Origin of the sequence: Epilithonimonas sp. JDS (assembly GCF_021261315.1) — a bacterium.
Taxonomy (GTDB): domain Bacteria; phylum Bacteroidota; class Bacteroidia; order Flavobacteriales; family Weeksellaceae; genus Epilithonimonas.
On record NZ_JAJSAX010000002.1, the window covers coordinates 768,768 to 787,113 of the forward strand.

At 37.0% G+C, this 18,346-nt stretch carries 19 protein-coding genes; 10 read left to right on the plus strand and 9 right to left on the minus strand.

All coding sequences use genetic code 11. The features are described 5' to 3' along the window. Positions 1–27: 27 nt before the first annotated feature. Entirely contained in the window at positions 28–531 is a 504-nt protein-coding gene (locus LUD75_RS10140; protein WP_232705553.1) for a DUF6702 family protein, read from the minus strand. Positions 532–594: 63 nt separating this feature from the next. Between LUD75_RS10140 and LUD75_RS10145 the strand changes: the two genes are divergently transcribed. Further along, positions 595–1,161 carry a HupE/UreJ family protein gene (locus LUD75_RS10145; protein WP_232705554.1) on the plus strand — a complete coding sequence of 189 codons (567 nt, stop codon included), beginning with the start codon at positions 595–597 and terminating at the stop codon, positions 1,159–1,161. A gap of 141 nt (positions 1,162–1,302) precedes the next feature. On the opposite strand, the gene LUD75_RS10150 is transcribed toward LUD75_RS10145, so the two are convergent. From LUD75_RS10150 to LUD75_RS10160, 3 genes are all read right to left on the minus strand, one after another. Continuing rightward, positions 1,303–1,671: a hypothetical protein gene (locus LUD75_RS10150; protein ID WP_232705555.1), complete on the minus strand. Its 369-nt coding sequence runs from the start codon at positions 1,669–1,671 to the stop codon at positions 1,303–1,305. Positions 1,672–1,735: 64 nt separating this feature from the next. After that, positions 1,736–2,206, minus strand: a complete 471-nt coding sequence (locus LUD75_RS10155) for an AsnC family transcriptional regulator (RefSeq protein ID WP_232705556.1) — start codon at positions 2,204–2,206, stop codon at positions 1,736–1,738. A 127-nt stretch (positions 2,207–2,333) separates the two neighbouring features. Continuing rightward, positions 2,334–6,983: a translocation/assembly module TamB gene (locus LUD75_RS10160; RefSeq protein ID WP_232705557.1), complete on the minus strand. Its 4,650-nt coding sequence runs from the start codon at positions 6,981–6,983 to the stop codon at positions 2,334–2,336. Positions 6,984–6,988: 5 nt separating this feature from the next. On the opposite strand from LUD75_RS10160, the gene tsaD reads away from it, so the two are divergent. The 5 genes from tsaD to LUD75_RS10185 all read left to right on the plus strand — a co-directional run bounded on the left by tsaD (position 6,989) and on the right by LUD75_RS10185 (position 10,916). Next, positions 6,989–8,005, plus strand: coding sequence for a tRNA (adenosine(37)-N6)-threonylcarbamoyltransferase complex transferase subunit TsaD (gene tsaD, locus LUD75_RS10165; RefSeq protein ID WP_232705558.1), 1,017 nt, complete (start codon positions 6,989–6,991; stop codon positions 8,003–8,005). A 67-nt stretch (positions 8,006–8,072) separates the two neighbouring features. Then, positions 8,073–8,630: a hypothetical protein gene (locus LUD75_RS10170; RefSeq protein WP_232705559.1), complete on the plus strand. Its 558-nt coding sequence runs from the start codon at positions 8,073–8,075 to the stop codon at positions 8,628–8,630. Positions 8,631–8,686: 56 nt separating this feature from the next. Then, positions 8,687–9,091 carry a hypothetical protein gene (locus LUD75_RS10175; protein WP_232705560.1) on the plus strand — a complete coding sequence of 135 codons (405 nt, stop codon included), beginning with the start codon at positions 8,687–8,689 and terminating at the stop codon, positions 9,089–9,091. A 129-nt stretch (positions 9,092–9,220) separates the two neighbouring features. Continuing rightward, the gene (locus LUD75_RS10180; protein WP_232705561.1) at positions 9,221–10,123 is read left to right on the plus strand and encodes a DUF808 family protein; all 903 of its coding nucleotides are present in this window, start codon (positions 9,221–9,223) and stop codon (positions 10,121–10,123) included. A 100-nt stretch (positions 10,124–10,223) separates the two neighbouring features. Next, a complete protein-coding gene (locus LUD75_RS10185; RefSeq protein WP_232705562.1) occupies positions 10,224–10,916 on the plus strand; it encodes an RsmE family RNA methyltransferase in 693 nt (230 codons plus the stop codon). A gap of 6 nt (positions 10,917–10,922) precedes the next feature. On the opposite strand, the gene LUD75_RS10190 is transcribed toward LUD75_RS10185, so the two are convergent. Both LUD75_RS10190 and LUD75_RS10195 read right to left on the minus strand, forming a co-directional pair. Further along, the gene (locus LUD75_RS10190; RefSeq protein WP_232705563.1) at positions 10,923–11,783 is read right to left on the minus strand and encodes a DMT family transporter; all 861 of its coding nucleotides are present in this window, start codon (positions 11,781–11,783) and stop codon (positions 10,923–10,925) included. Continuing rightward, entirely contained in the window at positions 11,777–12,337 is a 561-nt protein-coding gene (locus tag LUD75_RS10195) for a hypothetical protein (protein WP_232705564.1), read from the minus strand. Before LUD75_RS10195 ends, LUD75_RS10190 begins: the two co-directional genes overlap by 7 nt. A gap of 286 nt (positions 12,338–12,623) precedes the next feature. Here LUD75_RS10195 and LUD75_RS10200 point away from each other — a divergent pair, with 286 nt between their 5' ends. The 3 genes from LUD75_RS10200 to LUD75_RS10210 are packed head-to-tail and all read left to right on the plus strand — an operon-like array spanning position 12,624 to position 14,109. Continuing rightward, on the plus strand, positions 12,624–12,974 hold the full coding sequence (locus LUD75_RS10200; RefSeq protein ID WP_232705565.1) for a hypothetical protein: 351 nt from the start codon (positions 12,624–12,626) through the stop codon (positions 12,972–12,974). A gap of 6 nt (positions 12,975–12,980) precedes the next feature. Beyond that, positions 12,981–13,559 (plus strand): hypothetical protein, encoded by a 579-nt coding sequence (locus tag LUD75_RS10205; RefSeq protein ID WP_232705566.1) that lies wholly within the window; start codon positions 12,981–12,983, stop codon positions 13,557–13,559. A gap of 16 nt (positions 13,560–13,575) precedes the next feature. Next, positions 13,576–14,109 (plus strand): hypothetical protein, encoded by a 534-nt coding sequence (locus LUD75_RS10210; protein WP_232705567.1) that lies wholly within the window; start codon positions 13,576–13,578, stop codon positions 14,107–14,109. A gap of 9 nt (positions 14,110–14,118) precedes the next feature. Here the strand turns inward: LUD75_RS10210 and LUD75_RS10215 are convergent, their stop codons facing one another. From LUD75_RS10215 to LUD75_RS10225, 3 genes are all read right to left on the minus strand, one after another. Next, the gene (locus tag LUD75_RS10215; RefSeq protein ID WP_232705568.1) at positions 14,119–14,781 is read right to left on the minus strand and encodes an RNA methyltransferase; all 663 of its coding nucleotides are present in this window, start codon (positions 14,779–14,781) and stop codon (positions 14,119–14,121) included. 348 nt (positions 14,782–15,129) lie between these two features. Next, a complete protein-coding gene (gene yidC, locus LUD75_RS10220; protein WP_232705569.1) occupies positions 15,130–16,908 on the minus strand; it encodes a membrane protein insertase YidC in 1,779 nt (592 codons plus the stop codon). Positions 16,909–17,082: 174 nt separating this feature from the next. After that, positions 17,083–17,391: a helix-turn-helix domain-containing protein gene (locus tag LUD75_RS10225; RefSeq protein WP_232705570.1), complete on the minus strand. Its 309-nt coding sequence runs from the start codon at positions 17,389–17,391 to the stop codon at positions 17,083–17,085. Positions 17,392–17,536: 145 nt separating this feature from the next. Here LUD75_RS10225 and LUD75_RS10230 point away from each other — a divergent pair, with 145 nt between their 5' ends. Then, positions 17,537–18,280, plus strand: a complete 744-nt coding sequence (locus LUD75_RS10230; protein ID WP_232705571.1) for an SDR family oxidoreductase — start codon at positions 17,537–17,539, stop codon at positions 18,278–18,280. Positions 18,281–18,346: the final 66 nt, after the last annotated feature.

The following is an 18,346-nucleotide window of genomic DNA, read 5'->3' on the forward strand; positions in this document are numbered from 1 at the left end:
TCATACCTATACTGATTATTATTAATGTTAAAATTGCTGATAGAGATAGCGGTCGGGATAATTCAGTTTTTCACTTTTTCTCTGGCCGTTGATGACAATATGGATGATATTCATCTGATCATCATACAGATTATAAAGAAAACTGACTGCAGTTTCTACTTTTTTCGGAACAGATAATGGCTCAGATTCCAGATAAATATTGACACTCTCGTGATCTTCTTCAAAACCTACATAATTTACCTTTACAAATTGATTATCAGCCTTTAATTTCAGATATTCTGCGGCGTAATTTTCTAATTCTTTGTTGATTTCAGCTTTGTATTTCGGATCTAGGAAATGAACTGACTTTCCGTACTTTTTGTTGAGTGCATTTTCCAGATCATCCATAAAAAAACGTCCTGTAACCTCAAAAGTCCTGGATTTTGAATTATAATTAAACTCTACCGAACCCACGTGGTAAGGATGCAACGTGAATGATAAATTATAAATGATGAATGATAAAATATAAAATATAAAAAGCTGTTTTTTCATCTCTAGAAAGTAATTGAAGTCAAAATTAATCATTATTTTCGTACGGTTTTCAGAAATTGAACGATGAAGGATTTTCTATTTTATTTGCAGCTGGGCTGGGATCACATTATTTCTTTGGATGCTTTGGATCATCAGCTATTTATTCTGGCTCTAATTGCAGCTTACAGTTTCAAAGATTTTAAACGGCTATTGATCTTGGTGACGGCTTTTACCATTGGACATTGCATTACGTTGGCTTTATCCAGCTTTGATATTATCCGCGTGAAAAGCGCTTGGATTGAGTTTTTGATTCCCTGCACAATTGTGATTACTGCTCTGGATAATATTTTGTTTAAAGGAAAACATCCTTATCAATATTATTTTGCCCTGTTTTTTGGTTTGATCCACGGAATGGGATTTGCGAACACTGCGCGAATGATGCTGGCGAAAGAACAAGGCATTACAGTACCGCTTTTAGGCTTCAATATCGGCTTGGAGTTGGGACAAATTGCGATGGTTTTGATTATCCTGATCATCTTCACGCTTGTCACGAAATTTACCAAACTAAATCAACGGGACTGGCTTCTGATCACCTCATCTGCTGCCGGAGCTGTGGCCTTGCAAATGGCTTTGGAGAGAATGCCTTTTTAAATTGTACAATGTAGAATGTACAAATTATAATGTATTTTTGACACCTAAAGATTGTAGCTGACTTGATCGGAAATCTTTTTTTTGTCGCTGAAAAAAGGCGAAGAGAAAAATATCGACGAAGTCAAATGATTACTACTCAATTCACTTCAAAACATTCCATCTGGGAATGATCGCCAGCAAGCCAAGACCGATGTACAGGAACAATACAGTCACATCCGAGTACAGAAATGTGCTGAGAAAGTAATTGTGAAGTGCAAAGTGTATGGCCACAAACACCGGGAAAAGAATCACGCCGGCTTTTCTGTAAAGTAAAATCAAAATCCAACTGACAATCACCAAAACATCTACACCAAAAGTATAGTAGAAAAAATTACCCGGAATATTGATCTTCTGATGAAGCGAATATTCGGCGTAATCGGTATTGATGCTGAGGAAAAACACCAGGATAATCAATCCGAAAAAAAGGTAATAGTCTTTGTTGTTTTTGAAGCTTCTGTCTGCTGGTTTCATCGGATAAAAATATAAAAAAAGAGCTTACGAATAAGCTCTTTCTATAGAAATTTCTATTAACTAACTATATACTAACCGCGTTTATCAAACGGTTCTTATCACTGATGAACTCTTCCATAGAGATCATACTTTCTGTTCTCATTACATCCTGGATGTCATCGATCTGATAGATGATTTTCTTAGCATCTTCTGTGTTTTTTGCTTTCATTTTGCAGAAGATATTGTATTTTCCGGATGTTACACTAGCCTCTACCACGTTTGGAATCAAAGCCAACTGCTTCAAAACTTCCTGTGTGTGGTTTGATTTTGTAAGTAAAATACCGATGAATGCAGTGAAGTTGTAATCCAACTTGCTGTAATCGATGCTAAGAGATGATCCTAAGATGATTCCTGCGTCTTCCATTTTCTTTACTCTTACGTGGATCGTTCCTGCGGACACGTCCATTTGCTTAGCAATTTCCGTAAAAGGCATTCTTGTGTTTTCTACTAAGAAATCAAGAATTTTTTTATCGATATCGTCTAATTGATAGTTCATTATTATATTGTTATTTATTTAAAATATATCTAATTTTTTTGCAAATTTAAAAAAAATTAATTTAACTAAAAACAAATATTAAAACATTAACAGCTTTTAACAAAATCATCAAATATGCTGATAATTATCATTTTAATGGCTTCTTTTTTAAGGAATCTTCTTTATTCTGCTCAACATCGGCCGAGTCTCTTTTTATTCTTTCACGTCTTTTGAAGATATATTTGAGAGAATTAAAACTTTTACTGTACACAACCCCAACGCCATAACTCTGATTCAGTGAGTTTGCCGTTCCCAGACCAAGATTGGAAGGTTTTGAATAAGCTCTGAGTAATCTGCTTCCATTATTGAGTCGGCTCCAGTCATATTCAATAGTGCCTTCAGCGGATAAGTAATTATTGGTCGTATTATCCATTTTGGTAACCGGAACTCCCAATCCTGTTTTCACCTTGATTCTCGGAGACAATGCCAGACTCACACTGGTATTGGCACGATCGGCGGTATTTGAATTGATGTCACCGCTGATATAATCAAGATTGACTTGAAATGCACTACTAATCGTGTTTAGAACCGATCCTAACTGTTTGAACAACATATTGTAACCGGTGTTGATCGCTGTATTTTGTAAGTTAAAATCCAATCCGCCGCTGTTTACCACATTAAAACTATTCAAAACCAGAACGGACCCAAACTGAATCGTCCTTTCATCCTGATTATTCATTTTGGTTGCCAAAGTTTCTCTTACTTCCGAAGAACTGTCCGGTGCAGAAACGCCAAATTCTATGTCAGGTTTCGTAAGTGTATTTGTGATTTTTGTTGACAGAACCACGTTAATCGGTTGCGTAAGAGACATTCCCAAGTATTCTCCGGCATTGGTAATTGGTCTGGTATAATTTGCGGTAATATCCAGATCCGGAGTCGTAGGGCTACCACTCCATCGGATGATGCTATTCTTTGCAATAAGAAAAGTTCTGTCAAGAATTGCCTTAGAAACGAATGTTCCGTTGTCCACCGTATAAGTGCCGTTCATCGTAATGTTTCCGCTCCGTTCCATTCTGAATTTCAAATGATCTGCATCGCCTTTTACGGCAATACTTCCTACTTCATCACCTACCAAAACATTCACCAAAGTTCCCTTGTCTACACTGATATCAAAATCCATCAGCATATTGGCACCCGATTTTTTCTTTTTTTCTACCGAGAATTTACCTTCGTCATCTCTTTTCAGGAATCTTAAAATTTTGAATTCATCAACATTAGATTTAGATGCACTGTTGAAGGTAAAAGTACTATTATTCAGAACTTTCAATCCGTCATTTGGCGTACTGATCTCCAATCCTGAAACCGGTCCGCTGACATAAATATCACCCTGACCATAAACACGTCCCCAAAAAAGATCATTATCTTCCTGACTATTATTGATCACCAAAAGGTTATCTGCCCTCATAATTAAGTTGATTCCCAACGAAGAAAGTGTCTCAAACTGAATAGATCCGGAGATATTCCCTTTAGAATTGGAACGTCCGTCTTTGATTCCGATATTATTCAAAAGCGCCAAACCTCTCGAAAGATTGATCACGGTATCATCAAAAGAATAATCTACACCCGTGAAGAGAAGTTTAAGTCCAAAGCCTTTCAAAGCGAGATCACCACTGTAGTCAATATCATTCAAAGGTCCGGAAATCTTGAGATCGCCGGTTGCTTTTCCACGGAAGTTTCCAAAGATTTCTTTCACAAACTGCTGCGCAAATGCCAGATCAAATTCATTCATTTTTGCATCCACATCCAAAACAGGTGATGATGGATTATTGTCAATAGTTCCGGTAACATCAAGTGTGTTTTTTCCTAAAAATTCTGAGGATAATGCCTGAATGCTGACATCAAAAACATTTGGTTTTTCGCTTTTGGTAATCTTCGTTTCAAGATTTCCCATTGCTTTTCCATTCATAAAAATATCATTCACATCCAGATCCACAAGAGGTTCCAGATTGTTACCCGATTTTTTTATCAGAATTGTTCCATTAGCAGTTCCTTTAATGTCCATTGGATTTTTACCGCTTCCGAAAGCTAAAAGTTTGGAAATATCCAGATTCTTAACTTCCGCATCGGCCGTGAAATCTTTTGCAGATTTGAAATCGGCACTTTTCACAAGAAGTTCACTTTCATCCGAAAAGATCCTTAGATTTTGTATTAAAAAGTCCTTTTCTTTTTTCCGATAAGTGATGGAATGATTGAGTTCCGGACTTGTATCTACACTCCACGCGACGTCATTAAGCTTTACAGTTGTTGGTTCAAATCTCAAAACATAATCTCCAGCAGGATTTGTAGTTTGGTTGATGTTGACCGCGTATTCCTTCATTTGTTTTGCCGTCTCATCTTCTAGAGTTCCCAACTTGAAAACTGTTCCGATGTGTAAAACCTGAGAATTTTCGTTGTTGGCCGAAAGTTTTACATCCTGCAAAACATTGTTGCCGTATTGCGCTCTTTTTACAGTTGCCAGTAATTGTTGATTGAGGTCAGCCGTATTGACTCTCAAACTGAGACTGTCAACCATTGCACTGTCTTTCACTTTGTTTAAGTCTGGCTGATAAGTAGCATCGGTTTCTGCCAGAAATTTTTCGGCTTCACTCAATTCTTTTTTGCCTGTTAAAACATATTTGATTTGAGACGCATCGGCATTAAGAATCAAGTCGTTTGTACTTCCAGTGTAATTTCCGGCAACCTTAGCACCGTTTTTAAGTTCCAAATCCGGAACAAAGAAAGAAACCAAACCTTGCTTCACGTCAAAATCAAAATCAAAACTTTGTCCGTTGTACGTTTTCTTTGGCGGATTGCCAACCATTATTTTATTAATACTGTTGGTCACCATATTCCCGATATCTTCCAGGTCAAACCTTCCGGATATTCTTCCAGTCACTGTTCCGGGCGCATCTACAGAAACAATTCGGTTGCCGTTTTCGAAAAATGCTTTCAGTTTAGAATCCGGAATGTGGAGTTTTTGTTTGCTTGAATTGAGTGTCAATCCTTTGATATCAGCATCAAGATTCAGGTCATTCAAATTCGTCATTGAGACTTTTCCGTTCACAAGTCCGCTTACAGAATTGGTGTCGCCTGCATTAATTCCAAAATATCTTAAATTCACATATTGAATATCCGCATTGAAATCGGCAAACAATCTTTTGGTGCTGAAATCTACAATTCCTTTGAACGTTCCTTTCGCATTTGGGTCATTAGCAACTACATTTCCGGTGAATCGTTTTTTATTAAGAACACCATCGATGGCGATATTATTTAGGTTTTTGCCCATCAGTTCGATACGAGCAACATCAGATTTAGTTTTGATGTACATCGTATTCACATCAAAACCTTCACCCTGAACATTGAATTTGCCCGAGATCAATCCAACCTGTTTATTTTTGGTTAATGCTGTGACGTTCAAATCTTTCACATCCACATAACCTCTGTATTTAGGACGTTTTGTACTGTAATCTACCAGATTGAAATCCTTCATCTTAGCCTGACCGATTCCCGTAATCACCTGTCCGCTGGCAAAGATTTGTTTTGGATTTACTTTTACAGAACCGTTGTATTTCATCCTTCCAAAATCATCCGCAATATTCCCCAGCTTCGAAGCAATGAATTTCGGTAAAGAAGCCTTCAGAGCCTTGTAAGTGAAATCCGCGGATACATTTTTACTTTCGATAAAGAATTTTTTATCAATGACGCCATTTATTTTTAATCTCTTTGTATTAAGGTTCACATCCTGCGAGCGGATCAAAAAATTATTCAAAGCAAAATCATTCAGCGGACCTGTCATCGTTCCGGAAATATTGATCGGCATGTAATTATCCCAATCGGTCACAAAATAACTGAGGTCGTAACCACTGATCTGACTTCCCGGAATGATCTTCAGATCCCAGCTTACCTTATGCCCAAAATCTGCAAATCTGGTTTCGGGATCCAGGTTCATCACCGCTTCACCTTGTAACAGCGAATGATCGGTATTGATCGTCAGATTCCCGAACTTCAAATGCTTTTTCGTGATTTCAAAGTTGGTAGAAAATGTATCTACAACATGTTCTTTTCCGTAGCGTTTTGTGATCAGGCTGAAGTTTCTAATATCAGCAAAAACATCTGCGCCTTCTACTTTCAAAGAAGTCACATTTAGGTTTACTTTTCTTGCATCCAGCCATCTTCCCGCTTCGCCCGGACTGTTTTCGTTCACGATGCTCGCAATCCCGTTGATGAGATCGATTTTCATATTCATCTTAAACTTCGGTTTCGTAGGATCAGTTGGCGTATCGGACCGGAAATTATCAACATACCGAATAAAATTACTGATGCTGTCGCCTTTGTAAGTAATCACCCGAATGACTGGATCAATGATCGTAGCTTGGTTGAATTTAAGATCTCTCGTATTGAAAGCCAACGCAAACCAATCAGATTTGGCGCGCAATTCCCTCGCTTTTACAAACTCATATTCCTTATAATCCTTAATTCTAAGGCCTTTGATCTTCACATCGCCAAAGAAATTGACCTCCACGCTTTCCACCGACATTCTCATTTTGAAATCGCTGTTCAGAAGCTTGATGGCCTCATCTGCAATGTACCGCTTGGTAATCGGAAGATTGATTGCAATGAAAAGCAGAACCACCAGTCCGATGATTCCGAAAAGTATAGAATTGACGATCCTCCAGAAAAGCGGTGTTCTTTTCTTCTTGACTGGCTGGTCAATAGCAGGATCTTCGTTTGTTGTGTTTTTATTTTCTAAATTTGCCATCTATTATGAGTGCATCTATTATTCTAGGTATCGAGTCTTCTTGTGACGACACTTCTGCAGCCATTATCAGCGGTAGCAAAATCCTGTCCAACATTGCCGCCAATCAGGCGATCCACAACGAGTATGGTGGTGTGGTTCCCGAGTTGGCATCCAGAGCGCATCAGCAAAACATCATCCCTGTGGTGGAAAAAGCATTTTCCAAAGCAAATATACAACAAAATGAGATTTGCGCGATTGGTTTTACACGCGGTCCCGGACTTCTTGGATCTCTGCTTGTTGGAACCTCTTTTGCCAAATCTCTGGCGATGAGTCTGGATGTTCCTTTGATCGAAGTGAATCATTTGCAGGCGCATATTTTGGCACATTTTATTGATGATGCCAATCCAACACCGCCGACTTTTCCATTTTTATGTTTGACGGTTTCTGGCGGTCACACGATGATTGTTTTGGTAAAAGATTATTTCGATATGGAGATCATTGGAAAAACGATAGACGATGCAGCGGGCGAAGCGTTTGACAAGATCGGAAAGATCTTCGACCTCGATTATCCGGCTGGACCAATCATCGATAAGCTGGCGAAAGAAGGAAATCCCGACGCTTTCCAGTTCAACAAACCGAGAATTGAGAATTATGATTATTCATTTAGTGGGATCAAAACTTCGGTCTTATATTTTATTCAGAAAGAAGTACGGAAGAATCCGGATTTCATTAAGGAAAATCTGAATGACCTTTGCGCTTCTGTCCAAAAATCGATCATCGAAATCCTGATGAAAAAATTGGAAAAAGCTTCTGTTGACCTTAATATAAAAGATGTTGCGATTGCCGGCGGCGTTTCTGCCAACTCAGCTTTGAGAAAGACGATGGAAATTAATCAAGAAAAACTAGGCTGGAACATTTTCATCCCAAAATTTGAATATACAACAGACAATGCTGCGATGATTGCCATCGTTGCCAAACTGAAATATGAGCGCGGCGAGTTTACGGATATCAGGACGACGGCGACGGCGAAGTATGATTTGTAGAATTTGATTTACCTTCATCCAAAAATATTAATTATTGTACTTCTAAACCCCACAAATACATTTTATAATGGAATTACTTTATACAATCAGAGGAAAATATGATAAAGACAATTACGATCATTTTTCTTGGGATAAATATAAAGATTGGTCAAGAATGCATCACCTTGACGAACTTGTTTCATTAGATGGAATGTTAAATGAATTACTTGTAGAATCTGATTATGATAACGAGGATGACTGGAACCACATTCATACATTTGTTAATTACCAGACCGGATTTTTCACAGATTTAGAATATGTTTTCAAAAGATTAATTAGATTAGAAAACTATAATTTACTTGCCGTTGTGGTTGAACCTAAGGAAAAATGCGAGTCCATCAATTTGATTGATTATGAATTCATTGGTTACGACTTATTAGATCAAGATTTTGCAATAAGTGCCTTGACAAATTGTGGAGGTTTTGATGAAACATTTTTACCATCGGAACTGAACAAAAAAGGTCTAATTGATAACTATGAAAAAGCATTTTACATCAAGGAACAATTATTAATTAATAATCCTGATGAACATCACGCAGATACAAATGTAATTGCTGTTTGGCGTCATAAAACTTTGAGTAAATAAAAATTTTAATCGGATAAAATATACTACGATAACAGCTTCAACCCAAAATAAAATCTATGAAAATATTATTAGAAGAAAAACAACTCGGAACACATTCCAAAAAGAATTCAAAATATTACTGGATTTTAGAAACCATCACGGGAAGAAATGAAGCACCGGAAGAGTCGGCAGATTTTGAACTGACAAGCTCTGAAACGGGTTATATGCAAAATATCAAAGAAGAAATTCTTGAAAAAATCAATTCTGAAAATGTTTTCAGCTTTCCTTACGAACCAAAAGAAGGCGATTTCTTGTCCATCAAAAATAACTTGCGAAAATTTGAATATCTAAATCTCATTTTCATCAACGGCAGTTGGAAAGAAGAAGTCTATTTGTGTTCTCTGCGGGAGTGTGATACAGATATCTATACGACAATAAAAACTGGTGTTGCATTTTTAAGCGAAAATGAAATAGCGTTTTAAGTAGATCACAGGTGAAACACTTTCTCAACTTTGCCAAGATTTAAAAACCGTTAAAAGGCTCATCAATTCCAAACTTTAACCATTGAATTTTAAACTATAAAACTTATTTTTGCATCAAAATAAAAAGTTATGGCTTCAGGATTCTTCGCAATCTTAGATGATATTGGTGCATTGATGGACGACATCGCAGTAACCAGCAAACTCGCAACAAAAAAAACTGCTGGAATCCTCGGCGACGATCTTGCAGTAAATGCAGAAAAAGCAACCGGTTTCCTTTCGTCCCGTGAAATCCCGGTTCTGTGGGCAATTACTAAAGGATCTTTCATCAACAAGCTGATCATTCTTCCTCTGATTTTTCTTCTGAAATGGTTGTACGAGCCGGCCATCAACTATATTTTGATTCTTGGCGGTGTCTATTTGGCTTACGAGGGAATGGAGAAGATCGTCGAATTTCTATTTCACCGCGAAAAGAAAGGTCACGAGGTAGTCGAAGAAAGCACTTTGCCAGAAGAGGACGAAAATTCGGAAAAGTCGAAGATCAGTTCGGCAATCAAGACCGATTTTATCCTTTCTTTGGAAATCGTCATTATCGCTTTGGGAACTGCGCTGGAAAAACAGCATCCTTTGATCACCCAGATCATCAGTGTTTCTTTTGTGGCTATCATCGCAACAGTTGGAGTTTACGGACTTGTCGCATTGATTGTTAGGATGGATGACGCTGGATTTTTCCTGCAAAAAAAATCCAACAACAAAGGTTTCTTCAATGGACTTGGACAGGTTCTCATCAAAGCTTTGCCAATTGTCATAAAAGTTTTGGGTGTTGTCGGAACAATTGCATTGCTTTTGGTTTCTGGCGGGATTTTTCACCATTACATCGATGCCGTTCATCATTGGGTTTCAGAAAATATTCCGGCAAACGTTCCTGAGCAGGTGACACAATTTGGATTGGGGATTGTGTTTGGACTCGCTGCGGTATTACTGATGACGGTTGGTAAAAAGATATTTTCTGCAGTGAAACCTGTTAAGAAATAATATTTGAACCACATAGACACATAGAAAATATTTTCACTATCAATAAGCAGGATAAATGGCTATTTTTGACTATATGGTTAAAATTTAAAATTAATATAAAATGAAACTTTTCTTTGGACAGATCTTCCCCGACATTATAATTGATTCTGATGAGCAGCAGCACATCGTGAAAGTCCTTAGAATGCGTGAAGGTGAAGAAATCTACCTGACCGACGGAAAAGGAAATCTTACCAAAGGAACATTGATCTTTGAAGGCAAAAAAGTGACACTCAACGTTTCCGAGGTCAAAGAAAATCTGCCTGATTTCTCACCAAAACTTCACATTGCGATTGCGCCGACAAAAAACATCGACCGCATCGAATTTTTCTTAGAAAAAGCTGTTGAGATGGGGATTTCAGAAGTTAGTTTTATCTTAACCGAACAGACCGAACGTAAAAATATCAGCATTGATAAACTGAGAAAGCAGGCAATTGGCGCTTCGAAACAAAGTCTGCGTTCTCACTTTCCAAAAATTAATGACCTTCAGAAGTTTTCTGAGTTTATGAAAAATTTAGATCCAGAAAATACATTCGTAGCGCATTGTAATGAAAACCTCAATCGAATTTCTTTAAATGATCTTCCAACAATGGAAAATTACACATTCCTGATTGGTCCGGAAGGTGATTTTTCGGATAAGGAAATTCAGCTTTTGGCGGAGAAAGGTGTCAAAGCGGTTTCATTAGGAAATCAGAGATTGAGGACAGAAACAGCTGGGATTTTTGTTGCTGCGTGGAATTATGATAAGATGTTCTAGAGCCTTTTACAATGAAAGGATAAAAGAGGAAGCAAGCGATAGGCTAATTCCCAATACTTGCTGTAATTCCAGTCTTTCCTGATAATAAATCCTTGCAAAAATCAATCCGACAATTGGCTCTAGCAATGCTAAAACTGCAAACATAAAAATGCTGATTTCTGCGATTGCAAAGTTCAAACTCAATGTTCCGATACTGTCAAGAATAATTAAAAAAGTAATTTCCCGGAGCGTTTTGGCATTTGCATTTTTGATTTCAAATTGATCTTTTTGAAAAATTGATATTGTGAAACTTACTGCAAAAACGGCTAATTCCAAAACAATGCAAAAGAAAAGAATCCCAAATTCTTTGATGTATGGAATGAACAGAAATGCGGTTGACCAAAAAATCCGAGACAAAATCGTAAACCACAATGCTTTTGATGGCTTTAATTTCTCAAAACCTTTCGAGGAATCAATCAGATAAATTCCGATCGTAATGAGAAGTGCCAAAATGAGTTTTTTACTCGATATCTCTTCACGAAAAATAAAAATACTGATGAGAATCCAAATCACTACATTCAACTTGCTGAATCCGATGACTTTGTTTGCACTGCCATATTTCAGAGACGTTACATAGAAAACCAAACCAAGAGAATTGACTGCACAAAGTCCAAATATCTCCAGAAATTTCATCATGCTAATGTTTGGAAACCTCATAATCCCATAAAAATTACAAACTGAAAAAATCACTGAAAAAATAAGAATGCATCCAATACTCCGCATGGCAATCAGCGGATATGTGCCAATAACTTCCCTTGGATTTTTCCAAAGCACGTTGGTAATTCCGTATGAAAAATGTCCGATGAAAATGATCAGAAAACCTAGCATTTCAATCTTTCAAAAATTTGATTCCAACGTTTGAAAGCAGAGATTTCGATTTCTTTTTGCAGGTTTTGGAGATAACTTTTTTTATTCACTTCGTCCAGGAAATAGCCTAAAGTAAAATATTGAATCCTGATATATGATGCGATGTCAAAAGTAAGATGCCTGTCTTTCCAATTGATTTTGAAATCATTAAAATAGTGCGTCGCTTCCCTAATTTTACACAACCCTAGAAGACTCATTATTTTGGTAACCGAGAAAAGATATTTGTACTTTTCGGGATAATACATTATCCAAATCGAATCGAAATTATCTTCATTATAACTGTCCAATAATTCTTCAGCCTGCTTATATTTTCCAATGACATTCAGAGCATCTGCAAAATGAACTTTGAAAACAATAGTCTGCAAATGGTCAAAATTTTCTTTGATTGCTAACTGCATTTGTTCTTCAATAAAATCATTTAGAACGTCAGAATTCTGCGAAAATAAAATGAAAAGCTTTGCAACAGAATATCTGGAAATTGCAAAAATATAATGATTTTCAAACTCCTTTTTCATCGTTTTAAAAGACTTCTCCAAATCCTTAAAGTCCTTTCTTACATCTGAATCATCTTCCGAAAAGAACCTGCCAAGGATGACAAAACTGTTTGCAAAAACACCGAAATGTGAAATCTTGAAAGGTTTTCGATTCCTTTCACCGTGGAGATTTCCCGAAAATATAAATCTTCGAATTGTTTTTTGAGTTTGGTTATCATCAAATCAAAAATAAGAAAAATATTGGGCAAAATTGGGAAAGATTTGAAATGCTGGTTTTTGGTAGTTTTGAATCATTAAAAAAAATAATATGCCGGAAATCAAAGACAAAAAATACGGAAAAACGCTTTTTTACATTGAGGGAAACGAAATTAAAGATAAGAAATTTGGGAAAACTCTATTCTATCTTGACAGTCCGGAATTAAGAGAAAAATCCAAATATGGAACCGTGAAATTCTATGTCGATGGGAATGAAATAAAGGAAAAAAGCAAATACGGCACTTTTCGATATTTCGTAGATGGCAAGGATGTAAAGGAGAAAACGAAATACGGCGCAGTAAGATTTAAAATAAACAATTCCGACATTACTGGAAAGACTAATTATTTTATAGACGGTGCATTGACAAGAGATCAACTGTATGGATTTTTAGCAATTATTTAATAAAATATGAATTTTAAAAATATTTTTTCTGAAATAATTAATTCAGAAAACTTCAAAGAAAAGTTAGAAAAAATCAATCAAAATTATCCAAACCTTAAACAGGAAAATTTCATCAGAAATGTTTTTCTAGAGATAATTAATGAATCTTATTCTAATTCCGAAAGGAGAGCATTCGCGGAACATCCAAGAGAAAATGGAAGAACGGATTTATCAATTGTAAATATCGCTGATCAATCTATTTTCAAAGTTGAACTGAAATTTCAGTTTACAAAAGATGACAATCATTTCCAAAATTACAACAGAGTGGTCGTCAAAGATTTTGAAACAAAAAACAGTGATTTGTTTATCCTGATTGTTTGTAGTTTCGATGTTGAAAGCAAAAGAGAATTTGATCAAACTTGGGGCATTTCCTCCAACCTACTAAGATTTCATTCCTCTGAAGAAATCTGGAAGCAGAATATAAAAGTCTGCTTTGATGGATTTTTGGAAATATCTAATTTGCAAGAATATGAAATTACAGTTTCCACACCTTATCAGACGAATTATAATTTTTACTTATTGGAGAGAAATATTGATATTAATTAAAAATTCTTAAAAAAATATGAAGACCACATTTCTCTACATCCACGGATTGGGTTCAGACAGGCATTCCAGAAAATTCCTCAATGTTAAAGAATATTTCAAAGATGAATTTGCATACGATTTTATAGAATGGAAGAATGAAAGTAATATTTATGAGCTATTGAATAAAGCTGAACTTAAACTCCAAAACACCAACAAACCCATTCTGTTTGGAGATTCTACAGGTGCCAATTTTGCATATCAACTAAGAGAAAGACTATTGGAACACGGCAAAGAATCAATTTTAATTTTGAGCAGTCCACTGCTGGACATTGATGAAAGAATTGCAGATTTCGAATTTCCTAAAGAGATTTTACCTCAGCTGAAACAATATCGAAATCCTAAAAACACTATGATAATTGCAACTCAAAGTGATAGCGTTTTGAATCAGAAATGGCTGTTTGAAAAGAATCTCGAAAATGTGCATCTAATCGAAGTTAATGACAATCATCGTTTAGAAAACTTCAAAGAAAGTCTGGAGGAAATTAGAAATTACATTAAAGAAAATCGATAAAATTTTTATCTAGAAAAAATTTTCGCTCTGATACCTCTCCAAAATCTCCTTCCCACTTTTAATAGAATTGACAGCCCAGCGGATTTTTAGTTGAAGCAATTTTTCTTCAGACAATTTATAATCAATGTCGGATTTCAGGAGTTTCTGTTTGAGTTCGTACATACAGATTGCGGCGGCGACAGAGACGTTGAAGCTCTTTGTAAAACCAAACATCGGGATTGCTAAAGTTTCATCGGCAAAATCCAACAACTCATCTGTAGTTCCCTCCCACTCGGTTCCGAAGACCAAAGCAATTGGTTCTTCAACTTTATAATCCGGGAGCATTTTTGCATTGTTCTCTGCAGAAACGGCGACGATTTTGTAACCTCGATTCTTGATGTTTTTCAGCGATTCTATCGTTCTCGGCATTTTTTCAACTTCAACCCAAGTGTCTGCACCTTTTGTGACTTTCAGATTTGGATCGAAGAAGTTATCTTTTTCCATTGCCACAACTTTGTGAAAGCCACAAGCTTCTACGCTTCTTACAATTGCAGCAGCGTTTCGGAACTGGTAGATATCTTCCATTACCGGCAACACAAAGTCGGAACTTTCCTGAGCATAATGTTCGATTTTTGAACGGCGTTCTTCGGTCAGGAATTGCTTTAGATATTCGTAGGTAGAATTTGGGTTCAAGGTTTTGGATTTAAAGTTCTGAGTTGAGGGCGTAAATTTCGGGAATTTTCTTTGTTAATCAAAACCAGAAAACATGAGGAACATTCAAGGTTTTGTGTTGATTGTTTTGAAATCTTGATTTGGACGACAAATGTTGAACTAATCTGCAACACCCTAGCCCCGATGGGAACGGCATCCTTTTTTGGCTTTATCGAGATCGTCGTTGGTATGCTAACATTTCTGAAAGCCAAAAAAGATATAGTGGACAGCGGGATTAAGCTCCTAAAAAATTTCACGATTGTAAAATGCAACTTTCAATATCTCAGTTTATTTCATAAAAAAAGCGGTAAAAAATTACCGCCTCTCTATTTATTTCTTTTTGTTCTGTTGTTGTGCCTGCTGCTGTTGCGCCTGCTCCATCATCTCTCTCATTCGCTTCTGGAACTTACCTTCTTTTTTCGGTTCCTTCTGTTTGTTTGCCTGGATCTGTGCGTGGATCTTTTTCTCATCGAGTATGAAATATTTGATGACCAGGATTATCACAATGTTGATCGCATTCGAAACGAAGTAATACCAAGATAGACCGGATGCTGAACTGTTTAAGAAGAACAGGAATGTGATCGGGAAGATGTACATCAACACTTTCATATTCGGCATTCCTTCCTGTTGTGGCTGTTGGATGTTTCCGGAAGTCATCATGGTGTAGATCAAGATCACCACTGTACAAGCTAAAGCGAAAATACTCAAATGTTCGCCTAATAACGGCACTTTGAAACCAAATTTGATCACATCATCATAAGCTGTCAAATCCGGTGCAAACCAGAAGCTTTTGCCTCGAAGGTCGATCATATTCGGGAAGAATCGGAAGAGTGCGTAGAACAAAGGAATCTGAACCAATGCCGGCAAACAACCCGCCATTTGATTCACGCCGGCTTTCCTGTAGACAGCCATCGTTTCCTGCTGTTTTTTCATTGGATCTGCATCCTTGTATTTTGCATTTACTTCGTCAATTTCCGGACGGATGACCTTCATCATTGCACTTAACTTGTGCTGTTTGAACATTACCGGAGACAAAATTAATTTGATGATAATCGTCATCAGGAAAATAACCCAACCAGCTGCAATGCCCCAAGATGAGATCAAATTGTACATCGGGATGAACGCATACCTGTTCAATGATCCGATGAATGACCAGCCTAACGGCAGAATCTCGTCGAAGTTTTTGTCGTAAGATTTAAGAAGATCGATATCCAAAGGCATAAAATACCAAGTGAAATCCTGATTCAGCTCATTTCCTGCCAAAGTCACCTGACCGTTGTAATTGAATTTCTTCAGGAATTCGCCTTCTTCAATGACTTCCTGATTTCCTTTTGATTTCGTGAATCCGTTTTTAGCTTCGATCACGGCGGAGAAAAACTGCTGTTTCACCCCGATCCAGTTTAGGGTTTCATCCGGCTCATCCATATCTGTACGAGCGTCGTAATCGTAGTCTTTATAATTGTTGAAAGCGTAAGAAAACTCGGTGTGAGTCTCTTCCTGCGATCTTCCTTTTTCTGCACCTTTTACGGTGTAATCCCAGATAAATTCAGCTTTGCCATCGTTTACCAATGTTGCCAGACCTTGTGTTTTCACCTGAAAATCAACGGTATATTTAGCCTTAAGTGTATAAACAAACTGAATGACAGCAGTTCCGATTTTTGAACTTAAGGTTACAGAATTCCCGGCAACAGTCGGTGCAAAAACAAGATCTTTTGTATTGAAGACTTTTCCTGTTTTATCTTTGAACTGGAAACCATAGCTCGCATTGTTGTTGCTGAAAAGATAAAGAGGTTTTCCTCCGAAAGCTTCATATTTATTCAGTTTCACAGAACTCAACTGTCCGCCAACACTGGAGAATTCAAGAGCTAACTCGTCATTCTGAAGATTGACTTTCTGAACGGAAGCCGGCGTAACTGTCGCTGCATTCAGGTTGGTAGCAATTGGTTTTGCTTTGGTGGTTTGCTCAGTTTTTTTGGCATCGATAGCCAATTGTTCCTGTTGGGCTTTTGCGTTTCGGTTTTGGAAATAAAACATAAAACCGATAAGAATCATAGAAAAAATACCGAAACTTATCAGCTGGCTTTTATCTAATCCGTTGTTTTGCTGCATTATAGAATTTAGTTTAAAGTTTAAGATTCTTTATTTGAAAGTCTTCGAGAGCCTCAGACTGACAGTTCAAAAATCTACATCATTTTGGTCTGCAAAAATAGGATTTATTTTTCAGATTCTGTTATAAAGACGATTAAGGAAAGAAATTACTTTTTCATAAAATAAATCCTTCAATTATTTGCCAATAATGACTTTTCTGTGTTCCGCTCCCCATTCGGAAAGACTGTTGATGATGCTTTTTAATTTCAGTCCATAATCGGTGAGCTGATACTGGACGGAAATCGGTTTTGTATCCAAAACTGTCCTTTCCAAAAGTTTGTTCATTTCCAGATCTTTCAATTCTTTGCTCAGCATTCTGTTTGAGATACCTTCTACATCATTCAGAATGTCAGAAAATCTTCTTTTGTTGTAGAAGCAGATGGAGGAAATGATGGAGATTTTCCATTTTCCGCTGAGGACGTCCATAGCGTCGTGGACTGCCATAATCTCTTTTTTGTGTTCGTTTTTAAAATCTGTGCAGGTCATAAGTTACTTTGTTACTCAAATGTTACTGTTACTTTTAGTTACAAAGTTACGAAAAGATATTTTGTTGATGTAAATTTGCATCACAATATTAAAATATATCAAAATGAATTTCACGAATAAAAACGTTATCATCACCGGTGGAACTACCGGAATCGGATTTGCAACCGCACAGGCATTCATCGATGCTGGAGCCAATGTATGGATCACCGGAAGAAATGAAGAAAATCTTCAAAATGCAGCTTCAAGAATCAACAGTTCCAATTTGAAAACAGTGGTTTCTGACACTTCAAATCTGGAAGGTATTTCAGCTTTGGAAAAAGCCATTGCAGAAAGCGGAAACAAAATAGATGTTCTTTACCTCAATGCGGGAATCGCCGTCTTCAGCTCTATCCAAGACTCGACAGAAGCTGACTTTGATGCGCAGTTCAATACCAATGTTAAAGGACCTTATTTCACTTTACAAAAATTATTGCCTTATCTGAAAGACGGCGCTTCAGTTATCTTCACATCATCTACAGTTGCGACGGCCGCGAATTTGGGATCAAGCATTTATTCCTCCACAAAGGGCGCATTGAACAAAATCGCTCAGATCGCAGCAAACGAACTGGCTGACAGAAAAATCAGAGTGAACATCGTAAGTCCTGGCGCCGTGAAAACAGAAGGATTGGAGAAAGTAACAACCAGTGAAATCAGGGATCATTTCCCTTCAATAATAGCTTTGAACAGATTAGGCGATCCTAGCGAAATTGCAAAAACAGTCTTGTTTTTAGCGTCTGATGATGCCAGCTACATCAGCGGAACGGAATTGTTGGTTGACGGTGGTTACACAACATTTGCAAGGAAATAATTAATCAACATTATTAATAAAAAAACCAGCTGCGAAAACTAATTCGCAGCTGGTTTTATATTTAAG

Bases quoted from the DNA above. Each gene is read 5' to 3' on its own strand.
- LUD75_RS10205 (WP_232705566.1), top strand. From the start codon at position 12,981: ATGAATTTTAAAAATATTTTTTCTGAAATAATTAATTCAGAAAACTTC.
- LUD75_RS10140 (WP_232705553.1), bottom strand. From the start codon at position 531: ATGAAAAAACAGCTTTTTATATTTTATATTTTATCATTCATCATTTAT.
- LUD75_RS10175 (WP_232705560.1), top strand. From the start codon at position 8,687: ATGAAAATATTATTAGAAGAAAAACAACTCGGAACACATTCCAAAAAG.
- LUD75_RS10210 (WP_232705567.1), top strand. From the start codon at position 13,576: ATGAAGACCACATTTCTCTACATCCACGGATTGGGTTCAGACAGGCAT.
- LUD75_RS10160 (WP_232705557.1), bottom strand. From the start codon at position 6,983: ATGGCAAATTTAGAAAATAAAAACACAACAAACGAAGATCCTGCTATT.
- LUD75_RS10145 (WP_232705554.1), top strand. From the start codon at position 595: ATGAAGGATTTTCTATTTTATTTGCAGCTGGGCTGGGATCACATTATT.
- LUD75_RS10200 (WP_232705565.1), top strand. From the start codon at position 12,624: ATGCCGGAAATCAAAGACAAAAAATACGGAAAAACGCTTTTTTACATT.
- LUD75_RS10150 (WP_232705555.1), bottom strand. From the start codon at position 1,671: ATGAAACCAGCAGACAGAAGCTTCAAAAACAACAAAGACTATTACCTT.
- LUD75_RS10190 (WP_232705563.1), bottom strand. From the start codon at position 11,783: ATGCTAGGTTTTCTGATCATTTTCATCGGACATTTTTCATACGGAATT.
- LUD75_RS10195 (WP_232705564.1), bottom strand. From the start codon at position 12,337: ATGAAAAAGGAGTTTGAAAATCATTATATTTTTGCAATTTCCAGATAT.
- LUD75_RS10180 (WP_232705561.1), top strand. From the start codon at position 9,221: ATGGCTTCAGGATTCTTCGCAATCTTAGATGATATTGGTGCATTGATG.
- LUD75_RS10230 (WP_232705571.1), top strand. From the start codon at position 17,537: ATGAATTTCACGAATAAAAACGTTATCATCACCGGTGGAACTACCGGA.
- LUD75_RS10185 (WP_232705562.1), top strand. From the start codon at position 10,224: ATGAAACTTTTCTTTGGACAGATCTTCCCCGACATTATAATTGATTCT.
- tsaD (WP_232705558.1), top strand. From the start codon at position 6,989: ATGAGTGCATCTATTATTCTAGGTATCGAGTCTTCTTGTGACGACACT.
- LUD75_RS10170 (WP_232705559.1), top strand. From the start codon at position 8,073: ATGGAATTACTTTATACAATCAGAGGAAAATATGATAAAGACAATTAC.
- yidC (WP_232705569.1), bottom strand. From the start codon at position 16,908: ATGCAGCAAAACAACGGATTAGATAAAAGCCAGCTGATAAGTTTCGGT.
- LUD75_RS10155 (WP_232705556.1), bottom strand. From the start codon at position 2,206: ATGAACTATCAATTAGACGATATCGATAAAAAAATTCTTGATTTCTTA.
- LUD75_RS10225 (WP_232705570.1), bottom strand. From the start codon at position 17,391: ATGGCAGTCCACGACGCTATGGACGTCCTCAGCGGAAAATGGAAAATC.